This window comes from Acinetobacter sp. 742879 (assembly GCF_000588535.1).
GTDB classification, from domain to species: Bacteria; Pseudomonadota; Gammaproteobacteria; order Pseudomonadales; family Moraxellaceae; genus Acinetobacter; species Acinetobacter pittii.
The window spans coordinates 204,142-221,594 of record NZ_JFYC01000003.1; the positions used below are offsets into that span (position 1 = coordinate 204,142).

The following is a 17,453-nucleotide window of genomic DNA, read 5'->3' on the forward strand; positions in this document are numbered from 1 at the left end:
GAGCAATTTGTTTTTAAGCATAATGACATGACCATCTTGATGCATGTCATTATTCCAACATGAGTAATTAGAGAACAGCAGCAGGATAAGAACCTAAAATACGAAGCTCTTTTACCATTGGACGAATATCATTAATTGCTGCTGCAACATTTTCTTGATCGATATGGCCTTCTAAATCAATAAAGAATACATAGGCCCATTTTTCAGGTAATGCTGGACGAGTCTCAATACTCGTTAAGCTAATATTATGTTTTGCAAACGGCGCTAAAATTTCTAATAAAGCACCAGCGCGGTCATGCGCTGAAATTAATAATGAAGTTTTGTCATTACCACTTTGTGGAATCTTTTCACGACCAATCACTAAGAAACGAGTAGTATTTTCCGGATTGTCTTCAATATTGCTATGTAAGATTTCAAGGTTATACATGCCTGCTGCGATATCAGATGCGATCGCTGCTGAATGCCATTCGTTACGAATACGACGTGCAGCTTCTGCATTTGAGTTTAAAGCAACACGTTCAACACCTGGATAATGCGCGTCTAACCATTGACGACATTGAGCTAAAGTTTGTTGGTGTGCATAAATCTGTTTAATACTGTCTTTACGTGTATTTTCAGAGACGAGGAATTGATGATGAATACGTAATTCAACTTCACCAATCACATTTAAATTCGATGTTTTAAAACAATCTAAAGTATGGTTCACAATACCTTCAGATGAGTTTTCAACTGGCACTACGCCGTAATGTGCACTACCCGCTTCTACTTCACGGAACACTTCATCAATTGTTGGTAATGGACGAACAACTGCATCTTTACCAAAGTGTTTAAGTACAGCAGATTGAGTAAAAGTCCCTTCCGGTCCTAAAAATGCAATACTTTGCGGAGCTTCTAAAGCGAGACAAGCAGACATAATTTCACGGAACAAACGCGCCATGGTGACATCAGACAAAGGACCTTGGTTGCGCTCCATGACTTTGCGTAAAACTTGTGCTTCACGTTCAGGACGATAAAACAAAGGATTCTCTTCAGAAGCAAATTTAGCTTTAGCAACAGCTTCAGCAAGGCTTGCGCGGCGATTTAATAATTCTTGAATCTGTTGATCTACACTATCAATATCTTCACGAATTTGTTCTAAACTAAGAGAAGTCGTTTTGTTTTGATCATCGTTGATCATTAGAATGCAGCCTCAGTAAAATCATCTTTTAAACGAGAGTATAACAATAGTCTGCTTTGATTTGTTAGGCAATATAGCTGTAAGAGCTTTTTTCATTAACCTTTTTGCTTTCATTTCTTGATCACTTTATTTGATAATGATTTTCATTTATCATTTGTATAATAAATTTTATTATCGCCCATTATGCAAAGATCATTTTTCCTTTTATCTACTAGTTTTTTATTGAGTACTTTAATAAGCTGTTCTACCTTCGCCCAAACGCCTATACAAAATCAACCAAAAATCGTTTTTCAAAATAATCAGGCACAATTTCAAATTAAATCTAAAAATACAGGCCATGATTATCTTATTCAAATTTATAAACCCCCTGTCGCCCCGCCCCAACATGGGTATCCAGTACTTTATATATTAGATGGAAATGCTACATTTCCAAGTGCTGCCAATATTGCTCAGTCGATTGGCGCTGGTTCTACCAAATTAGGACTAGATCCACTCATGATCGTAGCGGTTGGCTACCCTCAGCAAAAAACCTTTGATGTGCAAAAGCGTGCTTATGATTACACTCCAAAACCTTCTACTGAATTTCAAGCACAAGGTAAATATAAATATGGGGGTGCTGACCAGTTTATTGCTTTTTTAAATAGCGAACTCAAGCCTACAATTGCAAAACAATTTCCGATTAATAGCCAACAGCAAAGTCTTTATGGACATTCTTTTGGAGGTTTGTTTGTGCTTTATCATTTTTTTCAAAAGCCAGATGCATTTCAGCGTTACTTTGCTGCAAGCCCTTCCCTCTGGTTTGACCAAGGCATGTTATTTCAGCAGTTAAATCATTGGCAAAGTCAGAAACCAAATCATTCCCCTTTACTCATGACCACAGTCGGTACACATGAGCAAGGTGGTCCTCACACTCAACTTAACAATAAATTTAATGAAACAGATTTCTTTAAAGCTTTAGAGAATAAACGTTCAAACCAATTTAGTTATTGGCATTTTTATAATCCAGCTGAACAACACATTACAAATTTATATGCGAGCTTGCCTAAAGCACTTATGTTTGCTTCATGTCAAAATTTAGAAAGCTGTAAATCATTATTTGATGGGCCATTGCAGCAACCAGCCAAGTAAAAACATAATTACATTTAAAGATGATTATTTCGTTGTTCTTAAAGATAGTCCTCTTAATATATAGATTGGTTATACTGACCCAATATGTCATAACAACAGTAAAATAGAATGAATAAAATTATTGTTTTAGGCTTACTGGGTCTTACAAGTTTTAGTTTAACGGCTTGTGACGGGTGCCCCTTAATTGCAGGATGCAATGGTACTGATAATTCTCCGTACTATATGACAACTGTCAGTAATCAAGTTCGTGGTATTCCAATCCCACCCCAAACCAAGCTGACTTATCAGTCCCAAAATTTCAGGCAGAAATTTGAGCAAACACATGCTTTAAAAGAGAAAAATTTATCAGGCATCTATTTACAAGAAGGTACAGCAATCATTTGGGGCGGTATGCCAGTAGATATGTTTATACAGTTTTCTAGTCCCGAAATGAAAGGCTTCTCGGTCTATCCAGCACGAGGATTTAAAGCAGAATTATCAAATGAGTTTTTACGTTTATGGAAAAGTTGTGAAAGTGATTTAAACATTAACTTAAAGAATCCAAATGACTGGTCATTTAATCCTGAAAATATGAAAATAACTGGTTGTGGTGTCGTCTTTCAAGAACGTAGTGAATACACAGAAGATTCATTCCATCAGGATGAAGCCGATGAGTTTTTAAGAAAGATGAATCATACATTACAGCAATTACCGAAACAACAAGACTATCCTGTCATTCAACAGAAGACCAAATAGTTAAAAACAAAACAGCCCATTCTAGGACAGGCTGTTTTTCTCTGCTCAATTAAGCTTTGCCAATTAATCCACGCGCTACGATTTCTTTCATAATTTCATTTGTACCACCGTAAATACGTTGAATACGTGCATCTACAAAGAAACGTGAAATTGGATATTCAGTCATATAACCATAACCGCCAAAGAGTTGCAGCAAGTTATCTGCGACTTTCATTTGCATGTCAGTGCTGAAGCTTTTAAGCGCTGCCGCAGTTTCCACATCTAGCTTGCCTTCTTGATATAGAGCAACATTTCTCTCATAGAAAGCAGCTGTAGCAAGCTCATCAATTTTTGCTTGTGCTAAAACAAAACGCGTATTTTGGAACTGTGAAATGGGTTGACCAAATGCATGACGCTCTTTTACATAAGCAGTTGCCAAATCAATTGCACCACGAATAGCGCCAATTGCGGTAGATGCAATAGCTGTACGTTCTCGCGGTAACTCTTGCATTAAATAAGCAAAGCCTTGTCCAGCTTGACCGAGTAACTGGTTTTTAGGAACTTTAACATTGTCAAAAAATAGCTCAGATGTGTCTTGAGAATGCAGACCGATTTTGTCTAAATTTGTGCCTTTTTTAAAGCCTTCTAGATGCGTATCTGCCAATAATAATGACACGCCTTTTGCACGCGCTTGAGGATCAGTTTTTACTGCAAGCACCACAAGATCAGCATGTTGTCCATTTGAAATAAAGGTTTTTGAGCCATTTAATAAATAATGGTCATCTTGCAAAATGGCGCTAGTACGCATTGATTGTAAATCCGAACCCGCTCCAGGTTCAGTCATACCAATTGCACCAACTACTTCACCTGTTACCATTTTCGGCAACCAATATTGTTTTTGCTCTTCTGTGCCAATGTGTAAAATATATGGTGCAGCAATTTCAGAGTGGCAAGAAATCGCTGTTGATAATGCACAAAAACCAGCGCGTGCCGATTCTTCAACCAACATTAATGAATAATAGGTTGGCACACCATAACCACCGTATTCTTCTGGAACATCCACACATAAAAAGCCATTTTCGCCCAGTTGATTCCAGACAGAACGTGGCATGATTCCTTCGCGTTCCCATTGGTCATAATGTGGAGCAATATGCTCATTCATAAAACGTTTAAAATTATCACGGAATAATTCTAAATCTGCATCGTATGCCAACATAATATTTTCCTTCAGCTTTATTGTTTTATCGAATCTAATTGTTGTGCATGCTAATCATTTTTTTAGCAACTGTCATGGCATAGCTGCTCATTAAAACTGTACTTTTCAGTCAGCCAATAAAAAAAGGAAGCCAAAGCTTCCTTTTTTATATAGGTTTATTTGAATTAATCTAAACCTTCAGCGACTTGAGGAGTTTTTTGCTCCATCATTTTTCTGTCGACTTCATCTGGATTATTTAAAGCATCATTTAGCTTATCTTTATCTAAAGCACCGACCCATTTTGCAACAACAATCGTTGCTAATGAGTTACCAACAAGGTTAGTTAATGCACGGGCTTCTGACATGAAACGGTCAATCCATAAAATTAACGCCAGCCCTGCCACTGGAATATGTCCTACAGCAGATAAAGTTGCAGCCATAACAATAAAGCCAGAGCCTGTTACACCCGCAGCACCCTTAGATGAAATTAAGAGTACCAACAACAAAGTAATCTGATGTTGAATATCAAGCTGTGTATTTGTTGCCTGAGCAATAAAGATTGCAGCCATAGTCAAATAAATTGACGTACCATCAAGGTTAAATGAATAACCTGTTGGGATAACCAAACCAACTACAGATTTTTCACAACCTGCAATTTCAAGTTTACGTAACATGCGAGGCAAAACAGATTCAGAAGAAGATGTACCAAGTACAATTAATAACTCTTCACGAATCAGGCGAATCATCTTAAGAATACTGAATCCACTAATACGGCTGATTGTACCCAAAATTAAGAAGATAAAGAGTAAGCACGTAATATAGAAGCAGATAATGAGCTGCCCTAATTGTACGAGTGAACCAACGCCATATTTACCGATAGTGAATGCCATTGCACCGAATGCACCAATCGGAGCCAATTTCATGACCATATTCACAATGTTAAAGAACACATGTGCAACTTGATCAATAAATTTTAAAACTGGACGTCCTGCATCACCTAACTTATGTAAAGCAAAACCAAAGAGGATTGCAAAAAGAAGGACTTGTAAGATTTCACCATTTGCAAATGCACCAACCACCGTATCAGGGATGATGTGCATTAAGAAATCAATGGTAGATTGTGACTCACCAGAACTGACGTATTTTTGAATGCCCGAAGTATCGAGAGTGGTAGGGTCAACATTCATCCCTACACCCGGTTTAGCAATGTTAATTACAACAAGGCCAATTAGAAGAGCAATTGTTGAAACGATTTCAAAGTATAACAACGCAACGCCGCCAGTTTTTCCGACTGACTTCATGCTTTCCATGCCAGCAATACCGCTTACCACGGTACAGAAAATAACTGGAGCAATGATCATCTTGATCAAACGAATAAAGGCATCACCTAATGGCTTGAGTTTTTCACCTAACCCCGGAATATGCTGTTCGACACCATTGACAATTTGCGTTGAGCTTGGAGAAAAATGCCCTACCAAGATACCCGCAATAATCGCAATAATCACCTGAAAATAAAGTGATTTATAAATCGGTTTTTTAGCCATAACTTTACTTCAATCTATATTTCCAAGTCCGTTGGAAATACCAAAATGAAACGTCTATTCTTTACGAATACACAGCCCTAACCTTTCACATTAACACCGCAAAAGGGAAATGGTTTTTTGTGAACAAAAAACCTTCCTACTACCTCAATGAAAACAAAATAACTGTTTTCTAAAACAGGAGAATACCTGAAGTTTCTAACCACTTTGAGTAGCCAGAAATAACCTCTTACTTTTTCAATAAAAAGCTGAAGATATAGGAGAATCACATAAAATTATGATATGAGTGCTCAAAAAAGCACGGGAAAGTTTACTCGAATTAAATAACGATTCGGTTAATTTTTTAGCTAATACGCATAAAAAACACTCAGGTAGCCTTAAGACTTTAGTATAAGAAACACTTTTGATATTTTTTCAGCAGTTTTTTATGTCATATTGATTAAATACTTGTGGACATTTCATTTTGAGCTGCCTACATCCCATCATTTTTATTGTTTTGAACTACGATGAATACTAAACGTAATATCTATAAAGATGCTGAACATCCCTTTGCTCAATATGTCCGTATTTTAGGTAAGGGGAAAACTGGATCTCGCTCTTTAAGCTATGAAGAAGCTTATCAAGCATTTACCATGATTTTAAAAGGTGAAGTGCTAGATGTGCAGCTAGGCGCATTTTTAATGCTACTTCGGGTTAAAGAAGAATCGATTGATGAACTTGCAGGATTTGTGCAAGCGACCAAAGATCAGCTTCATTTTGAACCTTTAGATGTTGATTTAGATTGGTCATCTTATGCAGGTAAGCGAAAACACTATCCATGGTTTTTGTTAGCCGCCCTTACGCTTGCCCAGCATGGCCATAAAATTGTTATGCATGGTGCGTCAGGTCACACGCTTAACCGTGTTTATACAGAGCAAGTCTTAGAATATCTTGGTTATCAAATTTGTCATTCTGAACAAGAAGTTCGTGCACAATTAGCAGAGCAAAATTTCGCTTACTTACCACTAGATGTGATTTCACCAGTTTTAAGTGACTTGATATCTCTAAGAAATGTCATGGGATTGCGTTCGCCTATTCATACTTTGGCCCGTTTAATTAATCCTTTTAACGCTAAGGCTAGCTTACAAGCAATATTCCACCCTGCTTATAGAACTTCACATCAACATAGTGCGTTACGCTTAGGCTATCAAAATAGTGCCGTCATTAAAGGTGAAGGTGGTGAATTTGAACGAAATCCAGATGCTAAGACACTCATTTGTGGTATTAAAAATGGTGAGCTTTATGAACATGAGTTGCCAAAGCTCACAGCTGAGCGAAGCCCAATTGAAGAAGAATTAGATTTAGCAACATTTAAAGCAGTATGGCTTGGTCAGCAGCACCATGAATATGGAGAAATGGCAGTAACAGAAACCATTGGAATCGCGCTATATACCATGGGCGTTGTTGCTAGCTTTGAAGAAGCGATGCAAAAAGCAAAAGTGTTATGGGAAACACGAAATTTAAGCAATCTTAATTCGTAGTTAACAAATGCTATCGTGAAGGTCGACATGGATGTCGACCGTATCACTGCGATACAGGAAGTATCGTCAGTGATACAAAGGATTTTTGTTACTTTTGATCCTTCAAAAGTAATAAAAGCCTATATGCTATAACTTATGAAAAACATACTATATAAGGCTATATGGAATAACCAAAAATAATTTTTCTGTCTTATTAAGTTTTAAACAAAACGAATCGGTTTAAACTCTGGTTCATGCTTGTGATGATCATCATCACACTCTTCACCTTCTTCTTTTGTACCACGGTCAATATAACCGCTACGCTGATCTTCTGGTAAGTTCTTCAACTCCCAAGCGATTACAGCTTGCATACAAGTTTCACGCTGCTCTTTCGTTAAAACAACGCCATTTGGCCATTTACCAATTTCTACTGCTGTTTTTAAACGCTCTACAATTTCAGGGTTTAAAACAGATAGCATTTGTTCAATATTCATGATTCATCTCTTTGAAAAGATTCAAAATCTTGGTTCCAACCAAGTTTGGTACGGCAGGCCATATAGAAATCATAACCTGGTGGATGCAATAAACTTAGTTTAAATGGGTGTTTACGGATGTGTAAACTGTCTCCAACATTGAGCGAGACACTATGTTGTCCATCTGCACTCACCATTGGTAACACCCGATTTTCGCGAATAACGATTTTAATTTCGCTTTGACCACCGACTACGATGGGACGTGATGACAATGTATGGGGATGCATTGGAACTAATGCAATAGCATCCATACTTGGATGTAAAATTGGGCCACCACCTGACAATGCATAAGCCGTTGATCCAGTTGGCGTCGAAACAATTAAACCATCACTATGTTGGCGGTAAACATATTGACCATCAATATTAAGTTCGAAGTCAATCATGTGTACCGATTTACCCGAGTGCAAAACCACATCATTTAAGGCAATCGCGTCATAAATGACTTCACCATTTGTTCGTACTTCCATTTCAAGCAAGAAACGACGGTCAAGCTGGAAATGCCCTTGAAGTACTTGGTCAAGTTTGAAAATGGCTTCTGAAGGTTTGATATCAGTTAAAAAACCTAACCGCCCGCGGTTAATACCAATAACAGGCGTATTGTAGCGAACTAAAGCTCTAGCAGCGTGGAGTAAAGAACCGTCGCCTCCAACAACTATGACTAAATCAGCAACTTCACCCAATAAATGACGACTTACAATTTGTGCATGATCATAAGGCACTAATTCAGCAGTTTCCTGATCAAAAATGGGGTTTAAGCCTAGGTTCAACAAATGATCATGAATTAAACATAGTGTTTCTACTACTGATGATTTATCTGGTCGACCGATTAACCCGACGTTTCTGAAGGACTTATGTGAAATTTGCACGAATGAGTAAGCTCCGCTGCGATACTTGGCTATAATAACATTAACCTGATTAATTTAAAAAAACATAACAACAAGATGCTGTAAAATTCAATCTAAGTTTTCCAATTATTCACAGTTTTATCATTGCAAATTGATGACAAGCTATCGCATCATTACAGGCATTGTTAGGGTTTTATCTCATTTTTATGAAGTTTGAACGTGGTATCGGTTTCTTTGCACTAATCTTTTCCATTTTGGTCATTGGTGCTTTTATTGCTCTTAGTATCTATCTGATTCGTTTAGATAATATTATCCGTGAAAAATTTGAAGGACAACGGTGGGATATTCCCGCCAAAGTGTTTGCACGTCCTTTGGAAATTTATAATAACGCACCTATTACCCAAGCAAATTTCACTCAAGAATTAAAACTCTTGGGTTACAAAACTTCAAGTAATTATGACAAGTCTGGAACCTATGTTGCTCAGGGTAGCAATATGTATATCCACACGCGTGGTTTTGATTACGGCGACAGTGTTGAACCCGAACAAGTACTAGAGTTAAGTTTTGCAAATGACCAAGTTGCTGAAGTTAGAAGTACAAAACCTTCTTCAACTGGTGTTGCACGACTAGAGCCACTTCTGATTGGAGGGATCTACCCTCAACATAATGAAGACCGTGTTCTCATTAAACTGAATAATGTCCCTAAACCACTTATTGAAGCTTTAATTTCAACAGAAGACCGTAATTTCTATCATCATCACGGTATCTCAATTCGTGGTACTGCCCGTGCATTAGTGAGTAATATCACAGGTGGAAAGCGTCAAGGTGGTTCAACCTTGACTCAGCAATTAGTTAAAAACTTCTATCTCACACCTGAACGCACATTAAAACGTAAAGTTAATGAAGCATTAATGGCTTTACTCATTGAGCTGCATTACAGCAAAGATGAAATTTTAGAAGCCTACTTAAATGAAGTAAATCTAGGCCAAAATGGTAGCTACTCAATTAATGGCTATGGTTTGGCTTCTCAATTTTATTTTGGTTTACCGTTACGCGAACTTAGCGTTGCACAGCAAGCTTATTTAGTTGGTTTAGTGCAAGGCCCTTCTTTATATAATCCTTGGAAAAATCCTGAAGGTGCAAAAAAACGCCGCGATACCGTGTTAAATAACATGCGTGTAATGGGTTATTTAACTCAAGCAGAATATGAAGATGAAATTGCACGTCCTTTAAATGTGTTAAATAAGCCAAGTTTAGGCCCTGCAAAATTCCCTGACTTTTTAGATATCGTGCGTCGTCAATTACGCACAGAATATCAAGAAAGTGATTTAACTAATCAGGGCTTACGTATTTTTACGACTTTAGACCCAATTACTCAAACTCAAGTTCAAAATGCTTTTAAAGCTTCAGTAGACCGCTTGGCAAACAGCAACCCAGCACGTTTGAAAAACTTACAGGGTGCTGTACTGATTGCACATCCAGAAAACGGCGAGCTTGTTGCCGCTGTTGGTTCTACACAAGACTTTACTGGTTTTAACCGCGCTGTAGATGCGAAACGCCAAGTCGGTTCTTTATTAAAACCTGTAATTTATTTAAGTGCTATTGAATCTGGGCGTTACAACTGGGCAACCCAAATTGAAGATGCACCGATTAGTGTCCCTGTAGATGGTGGCAAAAGTTGGACACCTAAAAACTACAGTGGTGGCGGACATGGTGTAGTCAGCCTGAGTGAAGCTTTGGCAAATTCATATAACCTATCTGCTGTGCGCTTGGGTCAAGAGTTTGGTTTATCTACATTTACAAACAACTTAAGAAAGTTTGGTGTTGAGTCGACCATTCCTGCCTACCCATCTATTTTCCTTGGGGCAGTCAATATGTCACCAATGGAGGTTCTGGGAATTTATGAGAACTTTGCTACAGGTGGCTTTAAATATCCGACTCGTGCGATTCGTTCTGTCGTAGATGCAAATGGTCGCCTGCTTGACCGTTATGGCCTGAATGTTCAACAAACCATTGATCCATCTGTTGGTTATATCATGAATTATGGTCTACAACAGGTCATGTCTTCGGGTACTGGTCGCGCAGCTTATAATAGCTTGTCTCCTGCTTTAAAATTGGCAGGTAAATCAGGTACGACTAACGATACACGTGACTCATGGTTTGCGGGCTACTCAGGTAACCACGTTGCTGTAGTTTGGTTAGGTTTAGATGACAACAAAGTAACAGGATTAACAGGTTCATCGGGTGCATTGCCAGTATGGATTAATGTGATGAAACAATTACGTCAAACGCCTGTAAACCTACGCCAACCAGACACTGTACAGTGGCAATGGATTGACCGTGCAACGGGTGATTTATCTGCTCAGGCATGTGATGGTGCTATGTATATTCCGATGCTAACGCATACGGTTCCGCACCGTGCTACGCCATGTGGAGCACCTTATTATCAAGTTGATCCAACATATACGCCACAAAGTGATAACACAATTCCTGACTCTCAGGATGATAATACCGACAGTTATATTCGTGAAAGTGAAAACCAGATGGAACAAGATCTGTCAAACAACTCACGGGTAATTTCAAGTGGTAGTTATAACAACTAAGCGTTAACAGGAAATTAGGATATGTTGAAGAAAGGTGTTTTTTATATTGGTGCTGTTCTTATGGTCGGCTGTACAACTCTGCCCGATCATTCTGACTCCAAAGAGAAAACACCTACTCCTCCAGTCAAAAAGACGGAAACTCCATCAGGTGTAAAAATTACACCTTATGATCACCCAGAAATTCAACGTAAAAATTTACAGGTGATTGTTCCTCAACAGAAAAAGCCTCAACATTTTAGTGATGATGGTAGCCAGTTACCTGCATTTAAAGTTTTAATGCAAAAAACACAGCAGGCTTACAAAAATCAGCAGTGGTCAGAGGCTGAGCGCTATGCGCTTCAAGCACAGCGTTTAGCGCCACAAGCGGCTGAGACTTATTTATTTCTTGCGCTTACGGCAAATCATAAACAGCAATATTCTAATGCTGAGTCTTTAGCAAGACGTGGTTTGAGTTTTGCCCAAAGTCAGCCAATGAAAAAGCAGCTATGGTTAGTCATCTTAAAAGCTGGGCAACAACGCAATAATCAAAAAACTGTTCAAGAAGCACAGCAAGCATTAAAAGCCCTTTAGCTTTTAACGCTTTTTTATTTTCTCATTAGAAATTACGAATACCTGCTAAGCCATATGCACCATGCTGCTGTGCAGTGGCTAAATCATCCGGGTGCACTCCTCCTAATGCAAAAACTGGAATCTGGCTATTTTGAGCGAGATCACTAAAACGTTCCCAACCTAATGCTACAGCTTCTGGATGAGTCGTTGTTGATTTTACAGGACTAATAAAAACAGCATCACAACCAATCTGCTGAGCTTGCTTTAAAGAAACAGCATCATGACAAGCAGCAATATATCGTACGCCCACTGTTAAATCGCCTTTATGCAAATTCATGAGCTGAGATTGTTTTAAATGAACAGTCTTAATCTGTTTTTGTAATTCAGGGCTTAATTGCTGCCAAATATCTACATTTACAATTAAATTTGATCGTTGCCCTTCATCTAAAGCAGTTAATTGCTCTATATATTGCTCAGATGGATCTTCTTCTATACGCCAATACAATAAAGCATCACTACTTTTTACCATTGAAAGCGTATTGCTAATTTTGATGAGATGAGGCCAATAGAGCCTTTTTATAATATTTTTATTCGCTTTTGGAAAGTTTAAGTGAAGCAGCTGTTCACGTGTATACCATGCCCATGGTTGATGAATAAGATTTAATAACTCGTCAGGTACATAACTATGGAATAAATGTAAATTAACAATAATGTCGTCATACTCATGGTGAATATAATCAAACTGGTGCCAATCTTTTAAACCAATACCCACTTCTTCATAAATTTCACGGCGGCAGGCTTCTTCTGGTGTTTCACCCTGCTCAACCTTTCCTCCAGGGAACTCATGCTTTCCACCTTGATGTTGCTGCTCTTCGCGCCATCCAACTAAGATTTTTCCACGATGGATCAAGATTGCTATAGCGACATCGACTATTGGTTTGGGCATCTTTTTACTCTCTAAAACTTTTCTCAAGTGTAAGCAAATTTTATCATTTTATAAAATCTTAAAAATCTCATTGACAGATCTATTCGATAATGATTATCATTTAAATCGTTCAAGAACATACCACGGAGCACAACAAATGAACGCACCTTTTAGCTTATTTACCCGTAACAATGACACAGCTCACGCCTTACCAATGTTACATTCTAATAACCTCTTTGCATTAGGCCGTGAAATTCGCATTATGCATGCTGGCGAGGAATATCGTTTACGCCTCACTCGCAACAATCGCCTAATTTTAACTAAATAAAAAACATACTCGCGTTTCAATAATATTCGTGGGAAAACAAAAAATGGATAGCATGGGTAACCATGCTATTTTTTATGAAGGAAGAATAATCTCCGCCCTCAGACCACCTTGGTCAGCATGCATAAAACGTAATTTGCCATTATGCAATTCAATAATTTTTCGAGTAATTGAAATTCCTAAGCCAGAACCTTGCTGCTGAGTACCAAGCACCCGAAAAAAACGCTGCCCTAACCGTAATAGCACTTCATCATCTACTCCATTTCCCGTGTCTTCAATAGACACCTTAATTTGCTGTTCATGCTGACTAATCTCAACATGAATAGAGCCTAGTGTCGGGCTATAACGAATGGCGTTATCAAATAAATTTCTAAAAGCAATAAACAGTAATTCTTCATTCGCATATGTTTTAGTTTCTGTCGATAAAGTATTGGTCTCTATCAACATCTGTTTAGCTTTCGCATCTAAATCTACAGTTTCAATCACTCTAGCCAGTAAGTAATTTAAATCGATAACTGTCTTAGGAAGTTCGGGCTGTTCAGCTTCATTAGGTTCTAAGCGGGCCAGAAGAAGTAAATTCTCAAGTATTTTTGTACTTCTAGAAACGTCTTCTTGTATGCGTTCAAAATCTTGATGAAGTTCAGGAAGATGTTGGTATTTACGCTGCAAGACCTGAAGACGCATTTGTATAGCAGACAAGGGAGAACGTAGCTCATGCGAAGCATCCGCGGTAAAACGCTGTTCAGCAACAAGAGCCCTTTGCAATCTCGCAAGCAATTGATTTAATGCATCTATAACAGGTTGAATTTCTGTAATGACATCTGGTTCTTGAATTGGCTCTAAATTTGATGCAGTTTTTTGAGCAATTCGTCTAGAAAGTAAATTGAGTGCAGCCAATTGATGCTCGGTACGCCAACTTACAATGACCCATTGCAGTAACCAAAACAACACCATAAGACCGCTATATCCAGCAAGTGCTTTGAGTACCTCTTCAACACGTGTACTCATTGGTTGAAAAACTTCAACTTGTAGCTGAGAGTCTTCTTGTTGTGCAGCCAGACTACGCCATAATTGGCCATCAAACCAAAAATACGAAAAACCTTCTGATAAGTTACCTTGTTCAAAAAGTTCATGCTGATAGGTATGAGAATGGGTAAGTACTTGGCCTGTGTTTAATAACTCATACTGAATATCAAATTCATCACTCAGCTCATCAAACTGTTTCATGGAATGTTCAGAAAGATCAGAAACCAGCAAAGTATCTGAAATTTCATCCATGATTTCATCTTGCACTGACATGTTGTGATAGATAGAAAATATGGTGAGTAAGCTTAAAGCCAGTAATCCCACCACGATACTACTCCACATCGTGGTTTTAACCAGTTGCGACTGCAAAGATGAGCGATTCGATTTCATTTTAAATCTCCCATACGGTAGCCGAGCCCCCGTATGGTTTTAATACTGCTGCTTCCGATTTTTTTTCGAAGTTGATAAATAAATACTTCGATCGCGTTACTTTCAATTTCTTCGCCCCATGCATACAGTGCTTCTTCTAATTGATCACGGGTAATAATATGCTCGGGATGCACCATAAGCTTACGCAATATTTGGAATTCTTTTGCCGTTAAATCGATAGACTTGCCAGCGCTTAATACGACTTTCGCTTGTGTATCAAGTTGTAGGTCACCCCATGTTAAAACCGATTGCTGACTCAAAGTTTGTTTGCGTAATTGAGCGCGGATGCGAGCCGATAACTCTTCTAAACTAAAAGGCTTAACCAAATAATCATTTGCGCCTAAATCTAGCCCCTCTACCCGATCATGAATGCTGTCACGTGCAGTGATAAAAATAACAGGAACATTTTTTTGTTTATGGCGGATGGTAGTGAGAACCTTTTCACCAGCCAGTTGAGGTAGTCCCCGATCAAGTAAAATACAGTCATAATCATGCTGTTCGATTGCCGTCAATGCATAATCACCTCTTTCGACCCAATCTACCTGATAACCGTCTAATTCTAACCATGATTGAATGCTTTCAGCTTGAGAGCGATCATCTTCTGCAAGCAAAATTCTCATCTATTTTTCCTGTTACATCCTGATTTGATCTTGCCAAGCCTTCATAAAAAAAGCAAAGCCGCATGATTTAAATGCGGCTAAAAGTAGTAGATCTATAGACCTTATTCATTAGAACTGAACTTGATCCACATCAATTTCTACACGTTTTAAAGGTTTATAGTCAATGTCTACTTCACCAATTAAAGTTACATTTGTATTGGCTGAAATAGGGCGACCTTGCCAAAGTTCATCATCTACATCAATTGTAATGCTACCTGTTTTGTCACGGAATTGATATTTTTCATCACCTAAAGACTTTACAACCTGACCATGTAATTTGATCGGTGTATTATCTTTTGAGGTTAATGCCTGTTTTACTGTGGTGACAGTTGCCGGAGCAATTGCAGCTTGATTCACTGGTGTATTCGCCACAACTACGCCAGCAGCAGTCATACCAGCAGTCATCAACATTACTTTAAGCATATTCATATTATTACCCTCTGTTTATGGTTCCCTCTTGGGATAAAGCAATTAAATCAACCATAAATGAGGTGAATCTTAAGAAAAACTTAATTTAATGGCACAACCCTCAAGACCTCTTCTAATGTCGTAAGTCCTTCAATCACTTTACGGGCTCCTGCAATTCTTAAAGGTTCTATACCTTCTTTTTTAGTTTGAGTTCTTAAATCATTTAATGTCACATGACTACTAATAAGGTGTTTAAGCTCAAGACTGACCGGCATAAATTCGTAAATACCGACTCGCCCTTTATAGCCTGTATGACGACATTCTTCACAGCCTACCGCTTGATAAACCGTTTCAGGCATTTCCATAATGTAGTCAAAGGTTAAGTGTTCCCACTCATCCTCATTAATGTGAGTTTTTTTCTTACAGTGTGGACAAAGTTGGCGGACTAAGCGCTGCGCGAGAACACCCAAAATTGTTGCAGCTGTCAGAAATGGCTGTACACCTAAATCATGCAACCGAGTCAAACTAGACGGTGCATCATTGGTATGTAAAGTTGATAAAACCAAATGACCTGTTAATGCTGCCTGAATGGCCATATTCGCTGTATCTTGATCACGAATTTCCCCAATCATAATAATGTCAGGGTCTTGACGCATCAGTGCACGTACACCGTCTGCAAAGCCTAATTCAATTGCATTATTGACCTGCATTTGGTTAAAACTAGGCTCTAGCATTTCAATCGGATCTTCAATGGTACATACATTGACCTGCTCGGTTGCAAGCTGCTTTAAAGATGAATATAGCGTGGTCGTTTTACCAGAGCCTGTGGGTCCCGTGACTAAAATAATACCGTGGCTATTTTTTGTTAATTGTTGCCACTGTTGTAATAAACGCTCTTCAAAACCCAATTGCTGAAAAGAACGCACCAGCACATCAGGATCAAAAATTCGCATGACCAGTTTCTCACCAAATGCTGTTGGTAAGGTTGATAAACGTAATTCGGTTTCTTGCCCTTTAGGTGTCCGTGTTTTTAACCGGCCATCTTGTGGTTTACGTTTTTCCGCTACATTCAAACGTCCTAAAATTTTAATCCGAGAAATCACGGCGGTCAGTGTATTTGAAGGCATGTTATAAATAGTGTGTAAAACGCCATCAATCCTAAACCTGACTTTACCATTATCTTTACGCGGTTCCATGTGAATGTCACTGGCACTCTGCTCAAATGCAAACTGTAAAATCCAGTCGACTAATTTCACAATATGCTGATCATTAGCATCTGGGTTTTGACTATCGCCAAGCTGCAAAAGTGCTTCAACATTTTTACTGTCACGGTCATGAGCTGCATCTTTTTGAGCAGAGTTTACCGCGCGACTCACCTGATAATATTCGCGCAAATAGCGTTGTAACTGTTCGGGATTAAGCAGTACCCGTTCAATTTTTTTAGGCGCTAGACTACGTTCAAGGTTATTAAGCCAATCTGTTTGAAATGGTTGATCTGTTCCAATCACGATTCGGTCAGCATGAATTTCAACAGCTAAAATATGGTTACGAATGGCAAACTCTTGTGACATGACCTGCGTTAAAGCACTGACATCTGCCTTTAAAGGATCGATCACAAATAGAGGTAGCTGAACCCGATCTGCAAACCATAAACATAAGCGGTTTAAACTCAAATGGGCATGCGTGTGTTGCTGATCTTTTAAATTAAAATGTGCTATCCACTGTAATGGATGCCACTTTAACTGGTCTTTTTGGCGGTGACTTGTCTGTACCAGTAATTTATCTCGTTCTGTTATACGGCCTTCTTGTAATAATTGTTCTAGACACCAATACGTATCTATTTCTACATGTGCATTCATGCGTTATCCCCAATATATTTTTATAATATAGCAGAGAT

16 protein-coding genes are annotated in these 17,453 nt (G+C 38.5%); 6 read left to right on the forward strand and 10 right to left on the reverse strand.

Annotation, left to right across the window (positions count from 1 at the left end):
* Nucleotides 1-67 precede the first annotated feature (67 nt).
* Nucleotides 68-1,177, reverse strand: a complete 1,110-nt coding sequence (gene pheA / locus J690_RS10325) for a prephenate dehydratase (RefSeq protein WP_002049199.1) — start codon at nt 1,175-1,177, stop codon at nt 68-70.
* Between the two features lie 183 nt (nt 1,178-1,360).
* Here pheA and J690_RS10330 point away from each other — a divergent pair, with 183 nt between their 5' ends.
* Both J690_RS10330 and J690_RS10335 read left to right on the forward strand, forming a co-directional pair.
* Nucleotides 1,361-2,305 (forward strand): alpha/beta hydrolase, encoded by a 945-nt coding sequence (locus J690_RS10330; RefSeq protein WP_032035646.1) that lies wholly within the window; start codon nt 1,361-1,363, stop codon nt 2,303-2,305.
* A gap of 108 nt (nt 2,306-2,413) precedes the next feature.
* Nucleotides 2,414-3,040, forward strand: coding sequence for a hypothetical protein (locus J690_RS10335; protein WP_032035648.1), 627 nt, complete (start codon nt 2,414-2,416; stop codon nt 3,038-3,040).
* A 49-nt stretch (nt 3,041-3,089) separates the two neighbouring features.
* Here J690_RS10335 and J690_RS10340 read toward each other — a convergent pair whose 3' ends face one another.
* Both J690_RS10340 and J690_RS10345 read right to left on the reverse strand, forming a co-directional pair.
* Nucleotides 3,090-4,235: an acyl-CoA dehydrogenase family protein gene (locus J690_RS10340; protein ID WP_017386519.1), complete on the reverse strand. Its 1,146-nt coding sequence runs from the start codon at nt 4,233-4,235 to the stop codon at nt 3,090-3,092.
* A 164-nt stretch (nt 4,236-4,399) separates the two neighbouring features.
* A complete protein-coding gene (locus tag J690_RS10345) occupies nt 4,400-5,758 on the reverse strand; it encodes a dicarboxylate/amino acid:cation symporter (protein ID WP_032035650.1) in 1,359 nt (452 codons plus the stop codon).
* 503 nt (nt 5,759-6,261) lie between these two features.
* Between J690_RS10345 and J690_RS10350 the strand changes: the two genes are divergently transcribed.
* Complete coding sequence (locus tag J690_RS10350) at nt 6,262-7,275, forward strand: glycosyl transferase family protein (RefSeq protein WP_032035652.1); 1,014 nt, start codon at nt 6,262-6,264, stop codon at nt 7,273-7,275.
* A gap of 200 nt (nt 7,276-7,475) precedes the next feature.
* Here the strand turns inward: J690_RS10350 and J690_RS10355 are convergent, their stop codons facing one another.
* Complete coding sequence (locus J690_RS10355) at nt 7,476-7,748, reverse strand: YeaC family protein (protein WP_002118245.1); 273 nt, start codon at nt 7,746-7,748, stop codon at nt 7,476-7,478.
* Nucleotides 7,745-8,653 carry an NAD(+) kinase gene (locus J690_RS10360; RefSeq protein WP_005073476.1) on the reverse strand — a complete coding sequence of 303 codons (909 nt, stop codon included), beginning with the start codon at nt 8,651-8,653 and terminating at the stop codon, nt 7,745-7,747. Before J690_RS10360 ends, J690_RS10355 begins: the two co-directional genes overlap by 4 nt.
* A gap of 185 nt (nt 8,654-8,838) precedes the next feature.
* On the opposite strand from J690_RS10360, the gene mrcB reads away from it, so the two are divergent.
* Nucleotides 8,839-11,235 (forward strand): penicillin-binding protein 1B, encoded by a 2,397-nt coding sequence (gene mrcB / locus J690_RS10365; protein ID WP_005073474.1) that lies wholly within the window; start codon nt 8,839-8,841, stop codon nt 11,233-11,235.
* Between the two features lie 21 nt (nt 11,236-11,256).
* Nucleotides 11,257-11,805 carry a tetratricopeptide repeat protein gene (locus J690_RS10370; protein WP_002118198.1) on the forward strand — a complete coding sequence of 183 codons (549 nt, stop codon included), beginning with the start codon at nt 11,257-11,259 and terminating at the stop codon, nt 11,803-11,805.
* A gap of 25 nt (nt 11,806-11,830) precedes the next feature.
* On the opposite strand, the gene J690_RS10375 is transcribed toward J690_RS10370, so the two are convergent.
* On the reverse strand, nt 11,831-12,730 hold the full coding sequence (locus tag J690_RS10375; RefSeq protein WP_032035654.1) for an NUDIX domain-containing protein: 900 nt from the start codon (nt 12,728-12,730) through the stop codon (nt 11,831-11,833).
* Between the two features lie 136 nt (nt 12,731-12,866).
* Here J690_RS10375 and hemP point away from each other — a divergent pair, with 136 nt between their 5' ends.
* Complete coding sequence (gene hemP / locus J690_RS10380) at nt 12,867-13,037, forward strand: hemin uptake protein HemP (protein ID WP_002118129.1); 171 nt, start codon at nt 12,867-12,869, stop codon at nt 13,035-13,037.
* Nucleotides 13,038-13,109: 72 nt separating this feature from the next.
* On the opposite strand, the gene J690_RS10385 is transcribed toward hemP, so the two are convergent.
* From J690_RS10385 to tfpB, 4 genes are all read right to left on the reverse strand, one after another.
* Nucleotides 13,110-14,450 (reverse strand): sensor histidine kinase, encoded by a 1,341-nt coding sequence (locus J690_RS10385; RefSeq protein WP_032035657.1) that lies wholly within the window; start codon nt 14,448-14,450, stop codon nt 13,110-13,112.
* On the reverse strand, nt 14,447-15,109 hold the full coding sequence (locus tag J690_RS10390; protein ID WP_002118246.1) for a response regulator transcription factor: 663 nt from the start codon (nt 15,107-15,109) through the stop codon (nt 14,447-14,449). The genes J690_RS10385 and J690_RS10390 overlap by 4 nt, the downstream gene beginning before the upstream one ends.
* A gap of 108 nt (nt 15,110-15,217) precedes the next feature.
* On the reverse strand, nt 15,218-15,577 hold the full coding sequence (locus tag J690_RS10395) for a NirD/YgiW/YdeI family stress tolerance protein (protein ID WP_002118236.1): 360 nt from the start codon (nt 15,575-15,577) through the stop codon (nt 15,218-15,220).
* 80 nt (nt 15,578-15,657) lie between these two features.
* The gene (tfpB, locus tag J690_RS10400; protein WP_032035660.1) at nt 15,658-17,415 is read right to left on the reverse strand and encodes a type IV pilus assembly ATPase TfpB; all 1,758 of its coding nucleotides are present in this window, start codon (nt 17,413-17,415) and stop codon (nt 15,658-15,660) included.
* Nucleotides 17,416-17,453: the final 38 nt, after the last annotated feature.

Bases quoted from the DNA above. Each gene is read 5' to 3' on its own strand.
- J690_RS10355 (WP_002118245.1), bottom strand. From the start codon at position 7,748: ATGAATATTGAACAAATGCTATCTGTTTTAAACCCTGAAATTGTAGAG.
- J690_RS10345 (WP_032035650.1), bottom strand. From the start codon at position 5,758: ATGGCTAAAAAACCGATTTATAAATCACTTTATTTTCAGGTGATTATT.
- pheA (WP_002049199.1), bottom strand. From the start codon at position 1,177: ATGATCAACGATGATCAAAACAAAACGACTTCTCTTAGTTTAGAACAA.
- hemP (WP_002118129.1), top strand. From the start codon at position 12,867: ATGAACGCACCTTTTAGCTTATTTACCCGTAACAATGACACAGCTCAC.
- J690_RS10385 (WP_032035657.1), bottom strand. From the start codon at position 14,450: ATGAAATCGAATCGCTCATCTTTGCAGTCGCAACTGGTTAAAACCACG.
- J690_RS10340 (WP_017386519.1), bottom strand. From the start codon at position 4,235: ATGTTGGCATACGATGCAGATTTAGAATTATTCCGTGATAATTTTAAA.
- J690_RS10335 (WP_032035648.1), top strand. From the start codon at position 2,414: ATGAATAAAATTATTGTTTTAGGCTTACTGGGTCTTACAAGTTTTAGT.
- J690_RS10370 (WP_002118198.1), top strand. From the start codon at position 11,257: ATGTTGAAGAAAGGTGTTTTTTATATTGGTGCTGTTCTTATGGTCGGC.
- tfpB (WP_032035660.1), bottom strand. From the start codon at position 17,415: ATGAATGCACATGTAGAAATAGATACGTATTGGTGTCTAGAACAATTA.
- J690_RS10375 (WP_032035654.1), bottom strand. From the start codon at position 12,730: ATGCCCAAACCAATAGTCGATGTCGCTATAGCAATCTTGATCCATCGT.
- mrcB (WP_005073474.1), top strand. From the start codon at position 8,839: ATGAAGTTTGAACGTGGTATCGGTTTCTTTGCACTAATCTTTTCCATT.
- J690_RS10350 (WP_032035652.1), top strand. From the start codon at position 6,262: ATGAATACTAAACGTAATATCTATAAAGATGCTGAACATCCCTTTGCT.
- J690_RS10395 (WP_002118236.1), bottom strand. From the start codon at position 15,577: ATGAATATGCTTAAAGTAATGTTGATGACTGCTGGTATGACTGCTGCT.
- J690_RS10390 (WP_002118246.1), bottom strand. From the start codon at position 15,109: ATGAGAATTTTGCTTGCAGAAGATGATCGCTCTCAAGCTGAAAGCATT.
- J690_RS10330 (WP_032035646.1), top strand. From the start codon at position 1,361: ATGCAAAGATCATTTTTCCTTTTATCTACTAGTTTTTTATTGAGTACT.